We start from the raw sequence: 20,690 nt of genomic DNA, 5'->3' as shown, positions 1-20,690 counted from the left end.
GCGCCGGGCCGTCGCCCCGAAGGTCTCACGTTCCGGCCGGGAAGATCGTCGGACTACCAGTACCGACGGGAGCAGACGCATGACCAGTGACTGGGAATCGCCCGGAGCAGACCCGGCTCTCGACGTGCTGGCCCGGGAGCGGGGCCAGCTCATCAACCTGGCTTACCGCCTCCTCGGTTCCCTGGCCGATGCCGAGGACGCCGTGCAGGAGGCCACCGCACGGTGGTACTCACTCTCGCCGGAGCAGCGAGTCGAGATCGCTGCGCCCGGCGCCTGGTTGAGCACGGTGGTCAGCCGCGTGTGTCTCGATGTCCTGAAGTCCGCCCGGACGCGACGCGAGAGGTACGTCGGCCAATGGATACCGGAGCCGGTGCCCGACACAGCGGAATGGAGGGGTTCCCGGGGCGGTATTGCGGTGGACCCGGCCGACCGGATAACCCTCGACGAGTCGGTGGACATGGCCTTCCTCGTCGTGCTCGACTCCATGACGCCGGCCGAACGGGTCGCCTTCCTCTTGCACGATGTCTTTCGGTATTCGTTCGACGAGGTGGCGCGGATCGTCGGTCGAACACCCGGGGCATGCCGTCAACTCGCCTCCTCGGCGCGACGGCGCGTCCGGGAGCAACAACCGGTGGCGACGCCGGCGACCGGGCGAGGCGCGGTCGTGCGAAGGTTCAAGGAGGCCTGGCAGGCGCAGGACATCCGCGCGTTGGTCGATCTCCTGGACCCCTCAGCGGTGGCGGTCGCCGACGGCGGCGGCCTCGCCAGCGCTTCACTGCATCCGATCGAGGGCAACAAAGAGATCGCTCGTTACCTGGTCGGATTGCCCGGGCTGGCTCAATCGTTCGAGCTGCTCGAGCGGACGGTCAACGGCCAGCCCGGGCTCGTGGCAATGCACCAGGGTTCGACGGCAGCCGTATTCGCGTTCGGAATTGTCGACGACCGCATCCAGAACCTCTGGGTCGTCCGCAACCCGGAGAAGCTGGGAAGCTGGAACGCGCAGTAGGAGGCTCAGCCGGCGACTTGCGCGGCGCTCTGCCGGTCGGCGATCTGGGCCAGCAGCGTGAGCAGCAGCGTTCGCTGCTCCGGCGCCATGCCGTCCAGGGCGCGGGCTTCGGCAACATCACGCGCGGCGGCGAACTTGGCGTAGACGCGCCGCCCTGCGGGCGTGATGCGCGGGATTCGCACCCGCCGGTCGGCCGGATCGACCGTGCGCACGATCAGCTTGTGCTGCTCGAGACGATCCAGCACCGCGATCAGCGTCGTCTTGTCCACGCACACGAGCCGACTCAGCTCGAGCTGGGTCCGTTGCTGATCGTTGTCGAGCGCGGCCAGGACCAGCCAGTCACGGACGTCGTTCAGGCCGATCTCCTCGGCCGCCCTGTCGAGGTCGACCGCCATCCGGTCAGCCGCCGCGTGCAACAGGAACGTCAGATCGGCCGGCCAGAGAGCGCCGGGACAACCGGTCGCAGCCGGATCGGCGTCGGCCGCGTAGCGCGCTCCCATGACCGGGATGTTACCGCCAGGCGAACAGAAACGCCAGACTCGGATTAGTCGCATCGAAATCGTCTTGACTCGGACGATCTGACTTCGTAGCGTGACGGGCAGCCACTCGGAGAACCGAACCCGATTGAAGGACAACGATGAGCACGAGCCTGACCGACCCGCATACCGAGCCCTATATCGCCGAGCCCCCCGCCGACCCCAAGCGATGGTTGGCACTGGGCGTCATCGCCATCGCCCAACTCATGGTGGTGCTCGATGCCAGCATCGTGAACATCGCCCTGCCGTCGGCCCAGCATGCCTTGGGCATCTCCAACGCCAACCGGCAATGGGTCGTGACCGCTTATGCCCTGGCCTTCGGCGGGCTTCTCCTGTTGGGCGGCCGCATAGCCGACTTCATCGGTCGGAAGCGGGCATTCGTCATCGGCCTGATCGGCTTCGGAGTGTCGTCGGCGATCGGCGGGCTCGCGCAGAACCAGGGCGAGCTCTTCGGTGCGCGCGCTCTGCAGGGCGCCTTCGCTGCTCTCATGGCGCCGGCCGCGCTGTCCCTGATCACTGTCACCTTCACCGCACCACGCGAACGGGCCAAGGCCTTCGGCGTATACGGAGGTATCTCCGGTGGCGGAGCGGCGCTGGGCCTCATCCTCGGCGGCGTGCTCACCGAGTACGCGTCGTGGCGCTGGACCCTGCTCGTGAACACACCTATCGCCATCGCGACCGCCGTCGCCGCCGTCCTCGTCGTTCGGGAGAGCCGAGCCGAGGGCAAGCCGCGCTACGACATCCCCGGGGTCATCACCAGCACCCTCGGCCTCGTCGCCCTGGTCTACGGCTTCACCAAGGCCAATGAGAACGGTTGGTCGGCCAACAGCACGATCGTCCTGCTGGCGGTCGCCGCGGTTCTGCTCGCCATGTTCGTCATCATCGAGAAGAACACCGCCGAGCCGTTGCTGCCGCCGCGGGTATTCACCGAGCGGAACCGGGCCGGAGCCTTCCTCGTGTCGCTGCTGATCGGCCTCTCGCTGTTCGGGATGTTCCTCTTCCTCGTGTACTACATGCAGGGCACGCTGCACTACTCCGCGCTGAGATCCGGTCTGGCCTTCCTTCCCTTCAGCGGAGGCATCGTCGTGGCGGCAGCATTGGCCAGCACGCTGCTCCCCCGCATCGGGCCGCGTCCGCTCATGGTCAGCGGCACCATAGGGGCGGCACTGGGCATGGCCTGGTTCACCAGGCTCACCGCCGACTCCGGCTTCGCGCTTCACGTACTGCCGGCGGAGATCGTCATGAGCCTCGGCATCGGATTCGCCTTCGTCGCGCTGTCCAGCACCGCGTTGATCGGGGTCGACGCGCGTGACGCGGGCGTCGCCAGCGCACTGGTCAACACGACCCAACAGGTCGGCGGTTCTCTCGGCACGGCCCTGCTGAACACCATCGCCGCGTCGGCCACCGTCAACTACATCGCCAGTCACGGCTCCGGCAGCGCCCGCGAAGGAGCCGTGCACGGCTACACGGTCGCGTTCACCTGGGGCCTCGGAGCCCTCCTTCTCGCCGCTGTGCTGTCCCTCGTCCTCGTCACGAAGCAGCGCGGCCCTGTGGTCAGTCCCGACGACGAAAGCCCGGAGACGGTTCTCGAACACGCGGAAGAACTCGGCGCGATTCTGTAGACGGCGATCGTCTCACGCATACCAGACCCGGTGGGCGGTCCGTTGCGTAGGTCAGGGATGCAAGTGGGCGCCCTTGAGAATCTTGGCCACGGCGTTCTTCGGACCGTGCACACCGATACCGACCAGGTCCAGGTCCGCACCGGCGACCGCCGCGACGACGCCGCGGTTGTCGGCGTCGTAACCGGTGGCGAACATCTGCTTCGTGTAGATGGCGCTGGGGATCTGACGCTCAAGGGCTCGGGTGCGCGCGTTACGGAGAGTCTCGGCGCTGGCCTCGAACACGAGGATCGGCACGCCGAGGAGGCTGAGGTGCTGATGTCCGTCGGCATCCACGTACGGCTCACCGACGAGCTCGGGATCTGCGGCCGTAATTCCGCTCACGAGGAACGCGGTGACGTTCAGGCGCTGCCAGGACTCGAGATCGTCGCGCACCGCGACCGCGATCTTCGTCGCGAAGGGCGGGGTCAACGGATCGTCATGCACCGCTCCATCGTGGTCCGCCGCCGGCCGGTTGACTTGTACGTTTTTGACCTCACTGCGCCGACCAGGACGCACCACCGCTGCGTTGGTACCAACCCGGAGTGGTCGACAGAAGCCGCTTGAAATGGCGGGTCAGGTGCGCCTGGTCGTAGAAGCCGGCCGCTGTTGCCACGCTCGCGGCGTCCTTGCCCTCGAGCAGCCGGCGACGGGCGATGTCGAGACGACGGCCGACGAGATAGCGGTGCGGCGGGATTCCGTAGCTGCGGGTGAAGGACCGTACGAGGCTGGCAGCGGCCACCCACCACGAGCTGAATGAGCTGGAACGGGCGGCGAACCACGCGCACGGTCTGGTCCGTGGGCCCCCGCACGGCGGGATCGGCTGGTTGCTGGCGCAGCCGACCGTTGCCGCACTGGCGCTGGCCGACGGTGACGCGGCCCGAGCGCAACTGGTCGTCGACCGGGCGGCGGCCGAGTACGCCGAGCGCGGCTTCGGTTGGGCGCCGGCGACCGCCCGGCTGGCGGCCGTCCGCGCTCAGCTTTCTTCCTCCGCCGCCGCGCTCGGCTGACGAGTGCGTGGGCTACTTGCTGCAGTGCGACTGCACCCACGCCCCATAGTGCTGCAGGGCGGCTTCGAGCTGTGGCGTGCTCTTGAGCTCCTTGCGCTGGGTGAAGATCTGCCGGTCGAAGGCGACCACGGTGGCCATGTCGCTCCTGATCTCGGCCGGCGCCACCGCGAGTGCCGCGTCCATGTCGTGCAGCAGCTTGGTCGTGTCCACACCGGCCGCGCTCTTGTCACCCGCGCTGATGTCACGCATGACTGCGTTGTTCTTCGTGATCAACTTGCAGAAGGCCGCCGCGTCGCCCGAGCCGCCGCCGACGGCCTTCGAGGGGGCGGTCGCAGCACCGGTCGCGGCGCCAGCCGCGGCGCTCGAGACTGAACCGGCGCGCCCGGTCGAGCCGCCGCCGGTCTGGCTGGTGACGCCGGCGCTGTGACCGCCGCTCGACGAACACGCGGCGACGAGCGACGCCGTGCACAGAAGGGTCGCAGCGGCGATGGGCAAGCGGTGCATTTTGGATCCTCTCGGTCGGTGCGCGAGCGAACGTCGGAGCTCGCGATCGGGCCCAGCGTCGGCCGCTCGGCTCTCACGCGCGTTTCGTCGCCCTTTCACCGGCTTTGCGATCCTCCGGGCGGCACCGCCAGGACTGCAGTCATGGTCAGCGAGCAGCGCAGCGGGCCGGCGGCTCGCCTTCGCTCCAGCGCCTGCTGCCAATCGGCCAACTCGGCCGCCGTGGCGAACCCGCGGCCGACGATTGCGTCCGCAGCGGCCCAGGCCGGAGATCGGTCGATCACGAGCGCATCGGTCCAGCAGAGTTGGTCGACGACGCGCCAGCCCTGGCGGCGCAGAAGATCGGCCAACCGGTCACCGCGGCCGAGGGCCGGGTCGTTGCCGTCGGCGCGCATCAAGGCCGCCCACCGACGGTCGTACTCTCGCTCGGCGCGCGCGGCGCCGAAATCGAGGCCATCGACATCGGGCTCGGCGCTGACCAGGTGTCCGCCGTCGCGCAGCAGCGCGGCGGCGTGCGAGAGCAGGGCGCCGGCCCGTGCGCCGTTGTGCACGAGCACATTGCGGCACATGATGACGTCCGCCCGTCCGGGTGCCAAGTCCGTGTCGGTCGCGTCCGCGCACACCACTTCCGTGGAGGTACCGAGCTCGGTGGCAACGTGTCGCGCGGCGGCACAGGCCACAGGATCAGCGTCGACGGCGGTGATCGACCCGGTCGGTCCGACGCGTCGGGCGAGCACCGGCAGGAGTGCACCGGGGCCGCAGCCAAGATCGATCACTGCGGCCCCTGCGCCGATACCGGCCCGACTCCACAGTCGGTCCTCGTGCCGTTGCGCATTCTCGGCCATCGCGCGGAAGCGCGAGAGCTCGGCGTCGTCGAGCCGGAACGTGTATCCGCCAGGACGGTCCGAGTAGGCCCGCCGGTGACGCTCCGCGCTCGGATCCGCTGTGAGTTGCCGGTACATGGGGCCTCCGATCCGTGAGACGAGTGCTGACCTGATGTGGCCCGGCCGATCGAAGGGCGTGCGGCCGGGACGACGAGTCGATCCTCGGTGAAGCGGGACCGCGCGCACATCCCCGAGTTCGGGTATTTCGCGCGAAGATGTCGGTGTGATCCCGCAGACGAGGTACGCCGACGGCCCCTGTGGGGCGCTGGCGTATCAGGTGCTCGGTGACGGCCCGCCGGACCTGGTCATGGTGCCGGGGTGGACGTCGCACCTCGAGCTGCAGTGGCAGATGGCCACCTACCGCACCTTCATGCGCAAGCTCGCGCGGTACTGCCGGCTCGTTCGGTACGACAAGTTGGGCACCGGGCTCTCGGATCCGACCCCCGGTGCGCCGACCACCGACGAACGCGTGGCCGACCTTCACGCGGTCGTCCAAGCGGCCGGGTCGCCATCACCCGTCGTGATGGGCTTCAGCGAGGGCGGACCGCTTTCGATCAGGTACGCGCTCAACCATCCGGTCAGGGCGTTGATCTTGTACGGGACGGCCATGCGGCCGCCGCCGCCCGAGCACGCCGGGGTGCTGGAAGAGCTGCTCAACCACTGGGGCGAAGGCCGGTCGCTCGATGTGTTCGCCCCGAGCTCGGCCGCAGACCCCGTGGCTCGCGACGCGACCGCGGCGATGGAGCGCGCGGGCGCCAGCCCGGCGATGATCCGGCACGTCATGGCGGCGGTGAGCCTCGCCGACGCCGGTCCGGCTCTGGCGAGCCTGACGGTGCCGACGCTGGTCGTGCACCGGTCCGATGAACTGATACCGCTCGCCGAGGCGGAGGCGCTGGCCGGGTCGATCACAGGGGCGCGCTTGGTCGTCCTGCCCGGAGTTGACCACCACCCGTGGGCCGGCCACCACGACGGCATCATCGAGGCGATCGCGGCCTTCCTCGAGCAGGTGTCTCCCCCCGCCGCCGGCGAGAGCGGCGGCCACCGACCGACCGGCCATCGCCCGCGTACCGGGCCGAATGCGCTCACCGAGGCCGAGCGCCGCGTGGCCGCGCAGGCGGCGGCCGGGTCGAGCAATCCTCAGATCGCGCGGGATCTGCACATGGCCCGCACGACGGTCGAGACGCATCTCAAGCGGGTTTACCTCAAGCTCGGCATCGACGGCCGGCACCAGCTGTCCGGCCTCGACGGAGGCTGACCGCGGCTTCCCCGCATCCACGGCGCTCCGCTCAGCCTGACATCGTGGTCGCATGACTCGATCCTTCGACGAGCTGGTCGCCGAGGCCGGCGCCGTGGACGTCTCCGGCTGGGACTTCTCCTGGCTGGCCGGTCGGGCCACCGAGCAGCGGCCGTCGTGGGGCTATCAGCGCCTGCTCGGCGATCGGCTGGCGACCGTGCCGGCCGCGCTGGACGTCCAGACGGGAGGCGGCGAGGTGTTGGCGGGCGTCCCCGGCTTTCCGCCCACCATGGCAGCCACCGAGTCGTGGCCGCCGAACGTTGCGCGCGCGACCGAGCTGCTGCATCCGCGCGGCGTCGTGGTCGTCGCCGATCCCGACGAGCCGCCGCTGCCCTTTGCCGACGCGTCCTTCGACCTCGTGACGAGCCGTCATCCGGCGACGGTGTGGTGGAGCGAGATCGCCCGCGTGCTCCGACCCGGTGGGACGTACCTCGCGCAGCATGTCGGGCCGCGCAGCGTCGCCGAACTCTACGAGTACTTCCTCGGCTCGCAGGCCGGTGTCCCAGGCGCACGCCATCCGGATCGAGAGACGGCAGAGGCACGCGATGCCGGGCTGCAGATCGTCGACGTGCGGATGGAGCGCCTGCGCGTGGAGTTCTTCGACATCGGCGCCGTCGTGTACTTCCTGCGCAAGGTGATCTGGATGGTTCCCGACTTCACGGTCGACCGGTATCGCGATCGCCTGCGTGACCTGCATGCCCTGATGGAGACCGACGGCCCGTTCGTCGCCCACTCGTCCCGCGTCCTGATCGAAGCGCGCAGGCCGTAGGAGTTCAGCAGCCAGGCGAGTCGACCAACGCTCAGAGGAGCTCCGGCTGCCGCCAGTCTGCACTGTGGACGTGCTGGGCCAACCACGCCCAGACGGTCTCGTACCAGACGCGGGCGTTGCCCGGCTTCAGGATCCAGTGGCCCTCGTCCGGGTAGTAGAGATAGGCGGACTCGACGCCTTGACGCTGCAGATCCCACCACAGGCGCAGCGCTTCGCTGACCGGGACGCGGTAGTCCTTGTCGCCGTGGATGACGAGCATCGGGGTGGTGATCGATTTCAGCGCGTGGTGCGGCGACCACTCGTCGTAGCGCTCGGGCCGTTCGCCCAGTAGCCCCCACTCCTTGACCCAGTAGCCGGGGACGTCGGTGGTGCCCTGGAACTGGTCGAGCGCCCACAGGCTCGCGTGGGTGACGATGCAGCGGAAGCGGTCGGTGTGTCCGGCGACCCAGTTGGCCATGTAACCGCCGTATGAGCCGCCCATCGCCGCCGTTCGCGTCTCGTCGATGTCCGGACGGTCGACGACCGCGTCAGTCATCGTCATCAGGTCGGTGAACGGCGCGCCGCCCCACTGACCCCAACCGCGCTGGATCATCGCCGCGCCGTAACCGACCGACAACGCCGGATCGGGGAGCAGCACCGCATAGCCCTTCGCCACCATCAGCCAGGGGTTCCACCGCCAGCTCCACCCGTTCCACGAGCCGAGCGGGCCGCCGTGGATCCAGAGCACCAGCGGTGCCGGCGCATCAGCCGACGCGCCGTCGGGCAGCGCCAGCCAGCCCTCGACCGTCGCGCCGTCCGCCGCAGTTGCCGTCACCCGCTCGACGCGCCCTGTGGCATCGGTCGTCCCCGGAGCCGGCAGCTCGGTGGCTTCGCCGTCGGTGGCTGACGCGTCCAGACGTACCGGTCGTGGGGGGCAGTCGACCGCGTCGCGCAGCGCGAACAGCGTCGACCCGTCCGGCGCGACCTGCAGGTTCGAGTAGTGCCCCGACGCGGTCACTCGTGACACGGCCCCCGACGCGAGGTCCAGCCGGAACACGGGCCGGTGGCCGTGCTCGTCGGCCAGGAAGTAGATCGTCTCGCGGCCGGGCGCGAAGGCCGGCGAGGCGGGCCACACGTCGGGATCAGCCGCGAGCTCGCGGCCGTCGCCCGTCTGCAGGTCGACGAGCCACAACGACACCTTGGGCGGGTCGTCGTAGGTGGTGTCCTGCTCGCGGACGCAGACGACGAAGCGACCGTCGTCCGACACGGCCGGTTCGGCAAAGCTCGCGTCCGGCTGGTCGGCGAGGACGCGCTGGCCGCCGGTGGTCACGTCGATCGCAACCAGCTTGGCCCGCGGGAATCCGGGCTCGTCGTACACCTGCCAACCAGTGATCACCGTCGTGCCGTCCGGCGTGATCGCCGCACTCGTCTCGTCGAGCGCACGCCCGGGCGCCGGCGTCAGGTCGACGACGTCAGGGTCCTCATGCACCGCCGCGACCGTCTGCAACCGCACCTCGTCGGGTCCCAGATCGTGGTCCCAGTAGCGGATGGGTGAGGACGTGTAGAGGACGGCACCGACCTTGGCCTCCTTGCGCGCGCTGCGCCGCTTCTCGTCGGCTTCGGGATCGACCGCGCCGGGCAGGGCCTTCGAGGCGAACAGGACCGCACCCGACTCGCGCGCGACGTGCACGGCGGCCACGCCGCCGGGGCGGCTGAGGACGCGCTGCGCTTCCCCCACCGGGGGCAACTGCCACAACGCCGGTGGGTCGTCGTCCTCGGCGTCGCGGCCGGACACGAAAAGCACCGAGCCGTCGGGACCTAACGCCGGACCGGTCTCGCCCTTGTCCGAGCGGGTCAGGCGCCGGGCCGGTTCGACACCGCTGGGGTCGAGTTCCCACAGCGCGCTGATCAGCTTGTTGCCGTCGTCATTCAGGGCAGCGACGGTCGCGACCAGGCGCGCCCCGTCCGGTGAAAGCACCAGGTCGGTGACCCGGGGCAGGGCGAGATAGTCGTCGAAGGAATCGAAACCGGCCATGCCTGACACCGTATTCGCTCCGGCGACGGCCCGGTCGGGAGCCATCGGGTGGAGTTCAAGTTCTACCCGCAGGTAGATGTGGCCGGCCCGCGGCCGTCCAAGAATCAACGGCATGGCAATCATGAAGGGCACCGAACCGATCGTCACCGTTCGCGGGCTGCGTAAGGCGTACGGGAACCGCATCGTCGTCGACGGTCTCGACCTCGACGTCGCCGCCGGCGAGGTCGTCGGGCTCATCGGCGCCAACGGCGCTGGGAAAACCACGACCGTCGAGTGCATCCAGGGGCTGCGCCGGCCCGATGCCGGGATGCTGCGCGTCCTCGGGTACGACCCGGCCCGAGAAGCCGGACGCCTGCGGGCGCTCGTCGGCAGCCAGTTGCAGGACTCCGCGCTGCCTGACCGGCTGCGCGTGGCCGAGGCGGTCGAGCTGTTCGCGACCAGCACCGCCCGCGACGGCGTCGAGCTGCTCGCCCGGTTCGGGCTCGGCGCCCGGCGCAAATCGGCTTTCGCGTCGCTGTCCGGCGGCGAGCGGCAGCGGCTGTTCCTGGTGCTGGCCCTGCTCAACCGCCCCCGTTTGGTGATCCTCGACGAACTCACGCAGGGTCTGGACCCGGCGGCGCGCCGCGACGTGTGGACGGCCGTCGCCCAGTTGCGGGACGAGGGCACCACGGTGCTGCTGGTGACGCACGAGCTGGACGAGGCCGAAGCGTTGTGCGGCCGGGTCGTCGCCATGCGCGGCGGCCGGGTCCTCGACCAGGGGACACCGGCCGAACTGGTCACCCGGCACGCCGGCGGCGCCCGCATCAGCTTCAGCACCCGCGGGGCCGACGAGCTGCTGGTTGCGGCGTTGCGGCGTCTACCCGGAGTACGAAACGTGACGGCCAGCGGGGCTTCGGTCACAGTGCAGGGTGACCGCCGGTCGATCGCGCAGGTGGGCGCCGAACTGGTCCGCCGGGGCGAGGTGCCGGCCGACCTCGACGTCGAGGTGCCCGATCTCGAGGACGCGCTGCTGCACCTGCTCGATTCGCCTCCCTCTACCGACCCGACGATGCCGGCGCGCCCGGCGACCGACCGAGAGCTGGTGTCTTTGTCATGAAGTCCACCGCCATGCGCCTGATCCGCGCCGAATTCAAGCTCACCCTGCGCGATCCACTCGTGCTGACGTTCGTCTTCGTCTTTCCCGTCGTCACCATGCTCATCATCGGGGGCGCGTTCGGCACCGAGCCGGACGTCGCCTTTGCCGGGCAGAACCCGTCGCAGTGGTACGTCGCCTCGTACTTCACCGTCGTGCTGGCGGCCACCGGCTTGATCATGCTGCCGGTGCACCTCGCGTCCTACCGCGAACGGGGGGTCCTGCGCCGGTTCGCGGCCGCCGGCTTCCCGCGCTGGTCGTTCGCGGTCGCCGAACTCGTGCTCGGTTTGGCCACCATCGCCGTCGCCGGCGTGGTCCTGCTCGCCGTCGCGGCGCCTGTCTATGGCATTCCGGCCGTCCACGACCTGGGGCGCGTCCTGCTCGGCCTCGTCTTTGGTTCCATCGGGTTCATCAGCATCGGCGTGCTGCTCGGCACGCTGCTGCCCTCGGCCCGCGCCGCCCAGGCGGTCGGCCTGATGCTGTTCTTCCCCTCGTTCCTCCTCGGCGCCGGCGGCCCGCCGCCGCACGTCATGGGCTCGGTGCTGCGCCACATCGGTGACGCCCTGCCGCTCACCTGGGTCACCACCTCGATCCGCCAGCCGTGGCTGGGCATCGGCACCCCGACCGGGACGCTCGTCGAGGTGATCGCGCTGGCTGTGGTAGCGACCGTCGTGGCCGCCCGCCGGGCGGCGTTGTGAACCGCGCTTAGGCTCGACCAGATGCTGGCCCTGCGCGCGACGCCGAAGCCGCTCCCCCGCGCAGCGGGGTGGGCGGTGTTCGGGGTGCTCGTCGTCTTCGTCGCCGTCGGCACGATCAGCCGCGCCGGGGACGACCCGGCCCAGGCCGCGATCGGGACGGCGGTTGCCGTCGGCTTCGGCGCCGCCGCAATCCTGGGTCGGCCGCTCTGGATCCTGCCGGCGGCCTTGGTCGGCAGCGCGGGCATCACCCTTGTCGGCGACGGCACCGCGTCTAACCTCGCGTGGTTCGGGCTGCCGGTACTGGCGGCGTGGTGCGCGCTCTCGGCGCCGCTCCAGGTCACCGGGATCTACTGGGCCGCCGCGATGGTGACGATCGGCGCGGAGGCGCTGTTGGCCAGCCCGGACGCCGGCTGGGCGGCCTGGGTCGGGGGCACCTGCTTCAGCGTGGTCGGGTGCACGTTCGGCCGGCGGCAACGCGATCTCGCCGAGCAGCTGCGCGCGGCCCAGGCCGGGCTCGCCCAGCGCGCGCAGGCCGAGGAGCGCAACCGCATCGCCCGCGAGCTGCACGACGTGATCGCGCACAGCCTGACGGTGTCGCTGCTGCATGTCAGCAGCGCCCGGCTGGCGCTCGACGAGGACCGCGAGACGGCGGTGCGGGCACTGGAAGAGGCCGAACGTCTCGGCCGGCGCAGTCTCGACGAGGTGCGGCACGCCGTCGGGTTGCTCCACCGCGGCGAAGACGCGGATCCGACTGCTCCGCTGCCCGGCAGCCTCGATCTCCCCTCGCTGATCGAGGGCTTCCGCAGCGCCGGCGCCGACGTGTCCAGCACCATCGACGGCGATCTCGATCGGCTGCCGAACACCGTGGGGCTCGCGGCCTACCGGATCGTGCAGGAGTCACTCACGAATGCGGTGAAACACGCGCCCGGCACCGCCTCGACGGTACGGGTGAGGGTGCGACCGGACTCCGTCCAGGTCTTGGTCGAGAGCGAAGGGACGCCCCGGCGCGGCGAGGGACTGGGTTTGCTCAGCATGCGGGAGCGAGCCGAGTCGGTCGGCGGGCGGTGCAGCGCCGGGCCGGGCGGCACGGGCTGGCTCGTCCGGGCCGAGCTGCCCTTGCAGCCGGTCCGATGACGGCGCCGGTGCGTGTGCTGGTCGTGGACGACCAAGAGCTCGTCCGGGCCGGGCTGCGCGGCATCCTGCGCAGCCGGTTCGGCTTCGAGATCGTCGGTGAATGCGAGAACGGCGGCGCAGTCGGCGCCGCCGTGGCCACGCACCGTCCGGACGTCGTCCTCATGGACGTGCGCATGCCTGTCATGGACGGCGTCACAGCGACCGAAGCGCTGCGTCGGTCGGCCGACAGCCCACCGGTACTCGTGCTCACCACATTCGACGACGACGAGGTCCTGGCCGGCGCATTGCGCGCGGGTGCCTCCGGGTTCGTCCTGAAGGGCGTGCCGGCCGAGGACCTCCAGCGTGCCGTGCGAACCGTCGCCGACGGCGGCGCCTGGCTCGACCCGGCCGTCACGGGGCGCGTGCTGACGACCTACCGTGCAGCGCCGTCGACCGCGCGCACCACTCCCGAGCTGGACCGGCTCACCGCCCGCGAGCGGGAGGTCCTGGCCCTGATCGGCGCCGGCCGCAGCAACGCCGAGATCGCCGCCGACCTCGTGCTCGGCGAGGGCACCGTGAAGACCCACGTCAACCACGTGTTCGCCAAGCTGCAGCTGCGCGACCGGGCCGCGGCCGTGGTGTTCGCCTTCGACAGCGGCCTGGTCAACCCGCGCCGCTGAGCAGTTCCGGGCGTTACTTCGACGGAGACGCCTTCGCGGTCGGCGACCTCGGCGTGGGCGACTCGGATTGCGCGGCGACCAGCTGATCGGCGATGTTCTGCACCTTCGCCTCGGCCGCCGCGATCCGCGTCGCGTCGTGCGAGTCATAGGCCGCGTTGCGGTCGGCCACCGCCTGGCTGAGTTCGGCGAGGAGCTGGCTGACGGTGCCCGAGCCCGAAATCGGAGGCGGCGACGACGAGGACGACGAACCCGTCGGCGGCGACGACGACGAGGGCGTGCCCGTGCTGCCTCCCGGGGTTGTTGTCGTCGCCCCACCGAAGCTCTTCAATGTCTGCCCGACGGTGTGCCCCGGTTTGAAGTCGCTGAGGGCGTTGGCGAGAGTGGAGCCGTAGCCGATGTTGTTGCCGTAGGTCACGAGCACTCGTTGCAGGGTGGGATAGGTCGACTGCACGTAGAGCGGCTCGACGTACAGGAACGAACTGCCGAGCGGCAGCGTAAGCAAGTTGCCGTGGATCACGCTCGACTCGCCGCCCCCGAGCAGCCTGATATCGGATGCGATCTGGGATTGCGTCCGGAACACGTTCGCCACCTGGCCCGGTCCTTGCACCGCGGACTTGTCGCTCACCGAGAGCACGGTGATCTTGCCGTAGTCCGGGCCAGGATCGCTGTCGGCCGAGATATAGGCCGCCAGGTTGGGCGAGTTGTTCACCAGCATCGGCGTCGTGAGCTGGAACTGCGTCGTCGAGCCGGTGCCGTCCGAGTTGGGCGAGTTGGCCAGGACGTAGTACGGCGGCTGATCGCCGGCCGTCGGCTCGAACGGGTCAGCCGGCACCGCCCAGCGGTCGCGGCCGTTGTAGAACGTCACCGGGTCGTTGACGTGGTACTGCGCGAGCAGGGCGCGCTGCACGTCGAACAGGTCCTCGGGATAGCGCACGTGGTCGCGGATCGTCGCCGGCATGTCCTTGCTGGACTTCACGAGACCGGGGAAGACCTTCATCCACGCCTTGAGCACCGGATCCGATGTGTCCCAGCGGTAGAGCGTCACCGTGCCGTCATACGCGTCGACGGTCGCCTTGACCGAGTTGCGGATGTAGTTGATCTGCGTGTCCTTCTGGTCTTTGCGCAGCGACGTGTGAGTCAGGTCCGACAGCGACTGCCGCTCGGAGTACGGATAGTTCGCCATCGTCGTGTAGGCGTCGACGATCCAGACGATGTGTCCGGTCTTCGGGTCGGCCACCGGATAGGGGTCACCGTCGACCGTCAGGAACGGCGCGACCTTCTGCACCCGGGTCTTGGGGTCCCGGTTGAAGATCAGCTTGGCGCCTTTTGCCCCGACGGCGTCGTTGAGCAGGAAGTTCGTCTCCTTGTACTTCAAGGCGAGCGCGAGCTTGGCCAGCGGGTTGTTGAGCGGGACCCCGCCCTTGCCCGTGTAGGTGACGAGCTTGTCGCCGGTGCCGTCGGACTCGCGCTTGCGGTCCTTCGCGCCGACCACGGAGTAGTCCGACATCAGCTCGCCGTAATAGATCTGCGGCTTGTCCACCGTCAGCGGGCCGGCCTGCGGGATGTCGGCCTGCGTGTATTGCGCGCCGGTCTGCGTGATGTCCTCGTCGGCCTCAGCCGCCACGAGCCCGTAGCCGTGGGTGTACACGGTGTGCTGGTTGATCCAGTTGTTCTGCGAGCCGATCAGGTTGGTGGGAACCGCCTCGCGCACGCCGACCACGTAGTCGTGTTCGACCTTGTCGATCGTGTACCGGTCGACGTCGAGCTTCGGCGCGAAACCGTAGACCTGGCGGATGCGCTGCGCATTGGTGAACGTGGGCGAGACGACATTGGGGTCGGTGATCCGGATGTTGTCCACCGTCGTGTTGTTCGTCGTCACCTCGGTCTTCGCCGGATCCGACGACACGGCGTACGGCGAGTATCTGACCGTGGACCCGCTGCCCGGGGCGCTGCCGTCGCTCGATGTGTCGGTAACGATGCCGTAGGCCTGCCGCGTGGCGGTGATGTTCTTCAGGATGTACGGCGCTTCCTTGTCGCTCGCGTTCGGCTTCACCGACACCCGCTGCACCACCGCCGGGTAGATGCCGCTGATCAGGATGCTCAAGATCAGCAGGACGACGAATCCGATGCCGGGCAGCAGAAGGCTGCGCAGCCAGATGCTGGCCAGCACACCGAGCGCCAGGATGATCGCGATCCAGAACAGGATCGTCTTGGCCGGCAGGGCCGAGTGGACGTCGGTGTAGGACGCTCCGGTGAACTTGCTCCGCGAGCTGAAAACGAAGCCGTAGCGGTCCATCCAGTACGCGACAGCCTTCAGTGCCATGAATACGAAGACCAGCGCGGTCAGATGGCGCCGCGCGGAGAGCGTGATCTTCGGGCCCGGCGTCTGCAGCCTGATGGCGCCGGTGAGGTAATGAATGCCGATCGACAGGACGAGGGAGAACAGTACGGCGGTGAAGCCGAAGCTCAACAGCGCGCGGTAGACGGGGTAGTCCCACGCGAAGAAGGAGATGTCCTTGTGGAACTGCGGGTCCTTGATGCCGAACGAGCCGCCGTTCAACCACAGCTGCCAGATCTTCCAGTCACCCTGAGCCGATGCGCCGGCGCCGAGCAGCGAGACCACCATGACACCGGCCAGGATCAGCTTGCGCCGCGGCTCGACCATGAGCACGTAATTCTGAAGGTTCTGCTGCTCGGGTGACATCGGCCGAAACGGTGGCTTGAGCAGGTACGCGATCACCAGGTTGGCCCCGATGATCAACGCCATCAGGATCCCGAAGATGAAGAACAGGGTGACCTTCGTCCAGATCATCGTGCCGTACACCTGCCGCTGGCCGACCTCACCGAACCACAAATAGTTGACGTAGACGCCGGCGAGCTTCACCAGCACGATCAGCAGGACGACGATGATGCCGACGACCGACAGTGCGATCTTCGCGCGTCGCGAGAGGATCATGGCCGGCATGGGCCGCATGGTCACTGGCGGGCTCCTCGTTGTGCGGTGACGTCGGGGTCAACGTACCGGCCGAGGCTGTGGTTCCTTTGCATAGACGAGGATGAAGCGAGGCGAGTAACTCGACAGACAGGACGGCACGTGCTCGAACCGGCGGTCGCGGAGATAGAAACGCACGTCAACGCCGCGGGATGGGACCGCCCGCCGGTGCTGTTCGCGCTCGTCCGGGCCGGGCAGTTCGCCCGCGACGATCCCGACACCGCACGGAGACTCGGGATCGACGAACTGGACGAGGACGCGATCACGCCGGTCGAGCAGGAGGGACTCCCGGACGAGCCCCTCGACGAGATCCTGGCCGGCATTGCCTGGCCGGCGGGTGTTGCCGGATGTGCGGTCAGTCAGGAGATCGTCATCCTGCCGCCGTCGGCCGAGGCGGACCTCAGCGACGACCAGGTTGCCGCCCAGGCGGCCGGTCATCCGGCTCGTCGTGAGGCGCGGTTGGTGGCCGGTGTGCTGGGCGACGGCACGAGTGCGGCGCTGCTGCGGATGCACGGAGCCGACGAGGACGAGCTGCTCACCGGGCCCGACCTGGCGCCGAACCTCGTCGCGGCTCTGCTCGCCACGTTCGAGGAGTGACGCCGGCTCTCAGCAGCCGACGACGGGCTTGCCCTCCTGCAGGTCGAGCAGGCTCTGCACCGCTGAGTGCAGGGTGCTGACCTTGATCACCTTCAGGCCGTGGGGCGTGGCCTTGCGCACGTCGCCGCAGTTGCCCGCCGGGGCCAGGAACACCGACGCGCCCTTGTTCTTGGCGGCGATCATCTTCAACTGGATGCCGCCGATCGCGCCCACCTTGCCGGCGCTGTCGATCGTCCCGGTGCCGGCGATGAAGCGTCCCTTCGTGAGGTCGACCGTGCCGACCTTGTCCATGATCCCGAGGGCGAACATCAGCCCGGCCGACGGGCCGCCGATCTGATTGCCCAGCCCGAGGTCGATCGTGAACGGCGCGAGGCAGCCGTTGGCGACGACGATCCCCAGTCTGGCCCCGTTCTTCTTCTTCTTCAGTGGTGGCCCGAGTTTGACGTCGAGCTCGGCCGGCTTCGCGTCGCGGGTGATGGTCAGGGGCACCGTCTTGCCCGGTGACTCGGTGGCGAGCGCCGTGCTGAGGGCGTCGACGGAGCCGGCTGGCTTGCCGTCCACGGTCCGCAGGAAGTCGCCGGGCTGGAGCACACCGTGAGAGGGTCCGTCGGCGTTGACCTTGAGGACGCCGAACCCCTTCGGATAGTGCAGCTCGCACAGCGCCGCGGCGGTGGCACTGTCCTGGGAGGACAGGAAGTCCTGCGTGTTCTGCTCGTTGGTCTTCTGTTCGCTCGTACCCGGCGGGTAGATCGACGCCTTCGGCACCACGACCTCGTCCGAGTTCAACCATGCGGCGATGGCCTGGAACGGGGTGAGGGAGGTGCTGCTGATGCTCACCGTCGTCAGGTTCAGATGGCCGGACGTGTGGCTGGGTTTCCTGCCGTCGATCACGACGATCGTGTTGCCGTTGTCGTCGGTGCCGAGCGTGTTGTACGTCGGGCCCGGTGACAGGACGACGTAGGGAACCGGCATGGTCAACGCCAGCACGAACAGCACCACGAAGAGGATCCCCGCGACGGCGAGCGTGCGAACCCGCCGGCTCAACGAGGCGAAGGCCCGTCCGCCGGGAACGCACTCGATCGACGGCAGGGCGAGACGCGACACGTTCGCAGGGTAACCGGCCGGTCTGAGCGGCCTGTGCCCGGCGCTCAACCGGCTCGAGCGCGTCAGTCGCCGGAAGCAGGGGGGAGGCCGCGCTCCTTCGAGCGTGCCGTCCGCGACAGCGCGTCGAGGAACTCGCCGTGCGCCTGCATCGCCTGTTCGGTGTTCGGGGTGCGCGGCGGACGGGCCCGCCACCACGAGCCGAGCGCGGCGAGGATCGTCACCGCCACCGGTATCAGCAGCCACAAGGCCCATCCCATGATCGGACGCTACCGCCGTGTCCGCGTTCGCCGTGGGCGCAACGCGGGCCGGCTCCGGAACCAAGAGCTGGCCTGGTTCGTGCTACTACCGTGACAGGTATGACGAACTTCCCGTTCGGCTTCGGCGCCGGCGGCGACCCGGGCGACCCGTCCGGCCAGCTGCCGTTGTTCGCCGAGCTGCAGAAGCTGCTGTCCTGGTCCGGTGGCCCCGTCAACTGGGAGCTGGCCAAGCAGCTGGCCAACCAGTCGCTGGCCGGCAACAGCACCATCGTCAGCCCGGCCGACCGCAGCGCAACGGTCGAGGCCATCCGCCTGGCCGACCTGTGGCTCGACGACGCGACCGACCTTCCGTCCGGCATCCAGACCATCGAGACGTGGACTCGGGCGGAATGGCTCGAGCGCACGCTGCCGGTGTGGACCTCGCTGTGCGATCCGGTCGCGGCCCGAGTGGTGGCCGCGATGTCGAGCGCGCTGCCGGCCGAGCAACTGGAAGCACTCGGCGCGGGCAACCCGCTCGCCGGGATCATGACCCAGATCGGCGGCCTCATGTTCGGGGCGCAGGTGGGCCAGGGCCTGGGCGGGTTGGCGCAGGAAGTCGTGTCGGCGACCGACGTGGGCATCCCGCTCGGTCCGCAGGGCGTGGCGGCATTGGTCGCCGACAACGTCGCGGCCTTCGGCGAAGGGCTCGAGCGCCCGGCCGAAGAGGTCCGGCTCTACCTCGCCCTGCGAGAGGCGGCCCATCAGCGGCTGTTCGGCCACGTCCCCTGGCTGCGGCAGCGACTTCTCGACACCGTCGAGAGTTACGCCCGTGGCATCACGCTCGACATGTCGGCGATCGAATCCGCCGTCCAGGGCATCGACCCGATGAACCCGGAGAGCGTCCAAGAGGCACTGACAGGCGGTCTGTTCGCTCCGCAGCAGACGCCGGAGCAGGAGGCGGCCCTCCGCCGGCTGGAGACCCTCCTCGCTCTGGTTGAAGGCTGGGTGGACGCGGTCGTGGCCGCGGCCGCCGGCGACCGGATGCCGGGCGCCGAAGCGTTGCGGGAGGCGTCGCGGCGCCGCCGGGCAACCGGTGGACCGGCCGAGCAGACGTTCGCCACCCTGGTCGGGCTCGAGTTGCGGCCCCGCCGGCTGCGGGAGGCCGCCGCCCTGTGGTGGAGCGTCACCGAGAAGCGCGGGGTCAGCGGCCGCGACGCGATCTGGTCGCACCCCGATCTGCTGCCCACGGCTGAGGATCTCGACGATCCGCTCGGCTTCGGCGAGAAGGCCGAAGGCTTCAGCGCGCCTGACGACCTGAGCGAACTGGACGGCGACGCCGCCGCTTTCGGTGCTGATCCAGCACCCGAATCGGTGCCGGAAGCCCCCGAGGACACCGAGCCGAAGCCGCCGGAGAGCGACGCTGCCGGCTAACCCGCGTCGGCGACCGCGTCCGGCTCGACGGACTGATCTCCGGGTCCGTCCTCGCCCATGTCCGCGGCAAGGTCGTCCGCGATGGGCAGGCGGGCCGCGGCGCTGACGCCGTCGAGATAGCCGCGGGCCCGTTCGGTACGCGGATAACCGTCGAGCAGGCGCCAGAAGCGGACGCCGTGGCTCGGTTCGATCAGGTGGGCGAGTTCGTGCAGCAGCACGTAGTCCTGCACCCACACGGGCAGGTCCTGCAGGGTCCGCGACAGCCGGATCGTGCGTTCGGTCGGAGTGCATGAGGCCCACTGGGTGCGCATCGCCGCGACCCAACGTACGTCGGCCGGTTCGGCTCGGGCGTCGAGGTAGCGGTCGGACAGGCTCCGGGCGCGCCGGGCGAGCTCTGCGTTCCCGCTGCGAGGGCGCCGTTCGCCGCGCGTCACCCGGGCGACCATGCGATCGACCCATTCCCGCTCTTCGGCCGCGCTGAATCGCGCCGGGATGAGGACGATCACCCGGGCACCGTCGCGGTAGGCCGAGACCGTGCGGCGCCGACGGGCGCTGCGCCGGACCTCGACAGCCGAATCGGCGCCGGACGACGGATCCGCGGGACTCGGCACGCGGTCACGGTAACCGCCCGGGACGCCAGTTGGCGACGGCCGTCGCAGTCCCGTCTTCCACAGCCGCCGGTTCCGGGTCCACAGGCCTAAGTCCCTCTGTACACACGCTCGTCCACAGGTGTGGACATTCACTTCAGGGTTACCTGGAATCCACTTTGGCGCCCCTTCGAACCGGCCGCTGTGGAAAACTCCGCAGCCGATCCGCCCGGTGTGCAACGGTGACCGCGTGAGCGACGCTTGCGGAGCGAATCAGGGGTATTGCGGCTCTGCACGCCCGAACGGAGTGAGGGCGTGAGCGACGCGTGCGGAGCGAATCAGGGGTATTGCGGTTCTGCACGCCCGAACGGAGTGAGGGCGTGAGCGGCGCGTGCGGAGCGAAACAGGGGTATTGCGGCTCTGCACGCCCGAACGGAGTGAGGGCGTG

At 69.5% G+C, this 20,690-nt stretch carries 20 protein-coding genes and 1 pseudogene; 11 read left to right on the top strand and 10 right to left on the bottom strand.

The genetic code is table 11. The features are described from left to right. Positions 1-79 precede the first annotated feature (79 nt). Complete coding sequence (sigJ, locus tag ABR571_RS04700; RefSeq protein WP_409452030.1) at positions 80-1,006, top strand: RNA polymerase sigma factor SigJ; 927 nt, start codon at positions 80-82, stop codon at positions 1,004-1,006. A 5-nt stretch (positions 1,007-1,011) separates the two neighbouring features. On the opposite strand, the gene ABR571_RS04695 is transcribed toward sigJ, so the two are convergent. Further along, positions 1,012-1,506, bottom strand: a complete 495-nt coding sequence (locus ABR571_RS04695) for a MarR family winged helix-turn-helix transcriptional regulator (protein WP_409452029.1) — start codon at positions 1,504-1,506, stop codon at positions 1,012-1,014. Positions 1,507-1,643: 137 nt separating this feature from the next. On the opposite strand from ABR571_RS04695, the gene ABR571_RS04690 reads away from it, so the two are divergent. Further along, entirely contained in the window at positions 1,644-3,164 is a 1,521-nt protein-coding gene (locus ABR571_RS04690) for an MFS transporter (protein WP_409452028.1), read from the top strand. 51 nt (positions 3,165-3,215) lie between these two features. Here ABR571_RS04690 and ABR571_RS04685 read toward each other — a convergent pair whose 3' ends face one another. Both ABR571_RS04685 and ABR571_RS04680 read right to left on the bottom strand, forming a co-directional pair. Beyond that, entirely contained in the window at positions 3,216-3,647 is a 432-nt protein-coding gene (locus ABR571_RS04685) for a DUF2000 family protein (RefSeq protein ID WP_409452027.1), read from the bottom strand. A 49-nt stretch (positions 3,648-3,696) separates the two neighbouring features. Continuing rightward, positions 3,697-3,933, bottom strand: a pseudogene (locus tag ABR571_RS04680) (helix-turn-helix domain-containing protein); the annotation flags it as partial. Here ABR571_RS04680 and ABR571_RS04675 point away from each other — a divergent pair. Further along, entirely contained in the window at positions 3,911-4,210 is a 300-nt protein-coding gene (locus tag ABR571_RS04675) for a hypothetical protein (RefSeq protein ID WP_409452026.1), read from the top strand. The pseudogene ABR571_RS04680 and the gene ABR571_RS04675 sit on opposite strands and share 23 nt — an antisense overlap. 12 nt (positions 4,211-4,222) lie before the next feature. On the opposite strand, the gene ABR571_RS04670 is transcribed toward ABR571_RS04675, so the two are convergent. Both ABR571_RS04670 and ABR571_RS04665 read right to left on the bottom strand, forming a co-directional pair. Next, the gene (locus ABR571_RS04670) at positions 4,223-4,714 is read right to left on the bottom strand and encodes a hypothetical protein (RefSeq protein WP_409452025.1); all 492 of its coding nucleotides are present in this window, start codon (positions 4,712-4,714) and stop codon (positions 4,223-4,225) included. Between the two features lie 95 nt (positions 4,715-4,809). Next, positions 4,810-5,673, bottom strand: coding sequence for a methyltransferase domain-containing protein (locus ABR571_RS04665; RefSeq protein ID WP_409452024.1), 864 nt, complete (start codon positions 5,671-5,673; stop codon positions 4,810-4,812). A 145-nt stretch (positions 5,674-5,818) separates the two neighbouring features. Between ABR571_RS04665 and ABR571_RS04660 the strand changes: the two genes are divergently transcribed. After that, positions 5,819-6,850: an alpha/beta fold hydrolase gene (locus tag ABR571_RS04660; protein WP_409452023.1), complete on the top strand. Its 1,032-nt coding sequence runs from the start codon at positions 5,819-5,821 to the stop codon at positions 6,848-6,850. A gap of 52 nt (positions 6,851-6,902) precedes the next feature. Beyond that, a complete protein-coding gene (locus ABR571_RS04655) occupies positions 6,903-7,658 on the top strand; it encodes a class I SAM-dependent methyltransferase (RefSeq protein ID WP_409452022.1) in 756 nt (251 codons plus the stop codon). 31 nt (positions 7,659-7,689) lie between these two features. On the opposite strand, the gene ABR571_RS04650 is transcribed toward ABR571_RS04655, so the two are convergent. Continuing rightward, positions 7,690-9,672 (bottom strand): prolyl oligopeptidase family serine peptidase, encoded by a 1,983-nt coding sequence (locus ABR571_RS04650; protein WP_409452021.1) that lies wholly within the window; start codon positions 9,670-9,672, stop codon positions 7,690-7,692. Positions 9,673-9,784: 112 nt separating this feature from the next. Between ABR571_RS04650 and ABR571_RS04645 the strand changes: the two genes are divergently transcribed. Genes ABR571_RS04645 through ABR571_RS04630 form a run of 4 tightly spaced genes read left to right on the top strand, consistent with a single transcriptional unit; the run spans position 9,785 to position 13,295 of the window. Continuing rightward, positions 9,785-10,768, top strand: a complete 984-nt coding sequence (locus ABR571_RS04645) for an ABC transporter ATP-binding protein (RefSeq protein WP_409452020.1) — start codon at positions 9,785-9,787, stop codon at positions 10,766-10,768. Then, positions 10,765-11,502 carry an ABC transporter permease gene (locus ABR571_RS04640; protein WP_409452019.1) on the top strand — a complete coding sequence of 246 codons (738 nt, stop codon included), beginning with the start codon at positions 10,765-10,767 and terminating at the stop codon, positions 11,500-11,502. The genes ABR571_RS04645 and ABR571_RS04640 overlap by 4 nt, the downstream gene beginning before the upstream one ends. 21 nt (positions 11,503-11,523) lie before the next feature. Beyond that, the gene (locus ABR571_RS04635; RefSeq protein WP_409452018.1) at positions 11,524-12,636 is read left to right on the top strand and encodes a sensor histidine kinase; all 1,113 of its coding nucleotides are present in this window, start codon (positions 11,524-11,526) and stop codon (positions 12,634-12,636) included. Beyond that, positions 12,633-13,295, top strand: coding sequence for a response regulator transcription factor (locus ABR571_RS04630; protein ID WP_409452017.1), 663 nt, complete (start codon positions 12,633-12,635; stop codon positions 13,293-13,295). The genes ABR571_RS04635 and ABR571_RS04630 overlap by 4 nt, the downstream gene beginning before the upstream one ends. Positions 13,296-13,308: 13 nt before the next feature. Here ABR571_RS04630 and ABR571_RS04625 read toward each other — a convergent pair whose 3' ends face one another. Beyond that, the gene (locus ABR571_RS04625; RefSeq protein ID WP_409452039.1) at positions 13,309-16,269 is read right to left on the bottom strand and encodes a UPF0182 family protein; all 2,961 of its coding nucleotides are present in this window, start codon (positions 16,267-16,269) and stop codon (positions 13,309-13,311) included. A gap of 120 nt (positions 16,270-16,389) precedes the next feature. On the opposite strand from ABR571_RS04625, the gene ABR571_RS04620 reads away from it, so the two are divergent. Next, the gene (locus ABR571_RS04620) at positions 16,390-16,884 is read left to right on the top strand and encodes a PPA1309 family protein (RefSeq protein WP_409452016.1); all 495 of its coding nucleotides are present in this window, start codon (positions 16,390-16,392) and stop codon (positions 16,882-16,884) included. Between the two features lie 9 nt (positions 16,885-16,893). Here the strand turns inward: ABR571_RS04620 and ABR571_RS04615 are convergent, their stop codons facing one another. Both ABR571_RS04615 and ABR571_RS04610 read right to left on the bottom strand, forming a co-directional pair. Continuing rightward, positions 16,894-17,988: a PDZ domain-containing protein gene (locus tag ABR571_RS04615; RefSeq protein WP_409452015.1), complete on the bottom strand. Its 1,095-nt coding sequence runs from the start codon at positions 17,986-17,988 to the stop codon at positions 16,894-16,896. A gap of 62 nt (positions 17,989-18,050) precedes the next feature. Then, positions 18,051-18,245 (bottom strand): hypothetical protein, encoded by a 195-nt coding sequence (locus tag ABR571_RS04610; protein WP_409452014.1) that lies wholly within the window; start codon positions 18,243-18,245, stop codon positions 18,051-18,053. A gap of 99 nt (positions 18,246-18,344) precedes the next feature. Between ABR571_RS04610 and ABR571_RS04605 the strand changes: the two genes are divergently transcribed. Next, positions 18,345-19,655: a zinc-dependent metalloprotease gene (locus ABR571_RS04605; RefSeq protein ID WP_409452013.1), complete on the top strand. Its 1,311-nt coding sequence runs from the start codon at positions 18,345-18,347 to the stop codon at positions 19,653-19,655. On the opposite strand, the gene ABR571_RS04600 is transcribed toward ABR571_RS04605, so the two are convergent. Beyond that, positions 19,652-20,266, bottom strand: a complete 615-nt coding sequence (locus ABR571_RS04600) for a M48 family metallopeptidase (protein WP_409452012.1) — start codon at positions 20,264-20,266, stop codon at positions 19,652-19,654. The genes ABR571_RS04605 and ABR571_RS04600 overlap by 4 nt on opposite strands. Positions 20,267-20,690: the final 424 nt, after the last annotated feature.

The organism is Jatrophihabitans sp., from assembly GCF_046262535.1.
Classification (GTDB): domain Bacteria; phylum Actinomycetota; class Actinomycetes; order Mycobacteriales; family Jatrophihabitantaceae; genus Jatrophihabitans.
This window is presented reverse-complemented; position numbering and strand designations above follow the sequence as displayed.

Coding starts and splice junctions, on each gene's coding strand:
- sigJ (WP_409452030.1), top strand. CDS start 80: ATGACCAGTGACTGGGAATCGCCCGGAGCAGACCCGGCTCTCGACGTG.
- ABR571_RS04695 (WP_409452029.1), bottom strand. CDS start 1,506: ATGGGAGCGCGCTACGCGGCCGACGCCGATCCGGCTGCGACCGGTTGT.
- ABR571_RS04690 (WP_409452028.1), top strand. CDS start 1,644: ATGAGCACGAGCCTGACCGACCCGCATACCGAGCCCTATATCGCCGAG.
- ABR571_RS04670 (WP_409452025.1), bottom strand. CDS start 4,714: ATGCACCGCTTGCCCATCGCCGCTGCGACCCTTCTGTGCACGGCGTCG.
- ABR571_RS04665 (WP_409452024.1), bottom strand. CDS start 5,673: ATGTACCGGCAACTCACAGCGGATCCGAGCGCGGAGCGTCACCGGCGG.
- ABR571_RS04655 (WP_409452022.1), top strand. CDS start 6,903: ATGACTCGATCCTTCGACGAGCTGGTCGCCGAGGCCGGCGCCGTGGAC.
- ABR571_RS04650 (WP_409452021.1), bottom strand. CDS start 9,672: ATGGCCGGTTTCGATTCCTTCGACGACTATCTCGCCCTGCCCCGGGTC.
- ABR571_RS04645 (WP_409452020.1), top strand. CDS start 9,785: ATGGCAATCATGAAGGGCACCGAACCGATCGTCACCGTTCGCGGGCTG.
- ABR571_RS04640 (WP_409452019.1), top strand. CDS start 10,765: ATGAAGTCCACCGCCATGCGCCTGATCCGCGCCGAATTCAAGCTCACC.
- ABR571_RS04635 (WP_409452018.1), top strand. CDS start 11,524: ATGCTGGCCCTGCGCGCGACGCCGAAGCCGCTCCCCCGCGCAGCGGGG.
- ABR571_RS04630 (WP_409452017.1), top strand. CDS start 12,633: ATGACGGCGCCGGTGCGTGTGCTGGTCGTGGACGACCAAGAGCTCGTC.
- ABR571_RS04625 (WP_409452039.1), bottom strand. CDS start 16,269: ATGCGGCCCATGCCGGCCATGATCCTCTCGCGACGCGCGAAGATCGCA.
- ABR571_RS04610 (WP_409452014.1), bottom strand. CDS start 18,245: ATGGGATGGGCCTTGTGGCTGCTGATACCGGTGGCGGTGACGATCCTC.
- ABR571_RS04605 (WP_409452013.1), top strand. CDS start 18,345: ATGACGAACTTCCCGTTCGGCTTCGGCGCCGGCGGCGACCCGGGCGAC.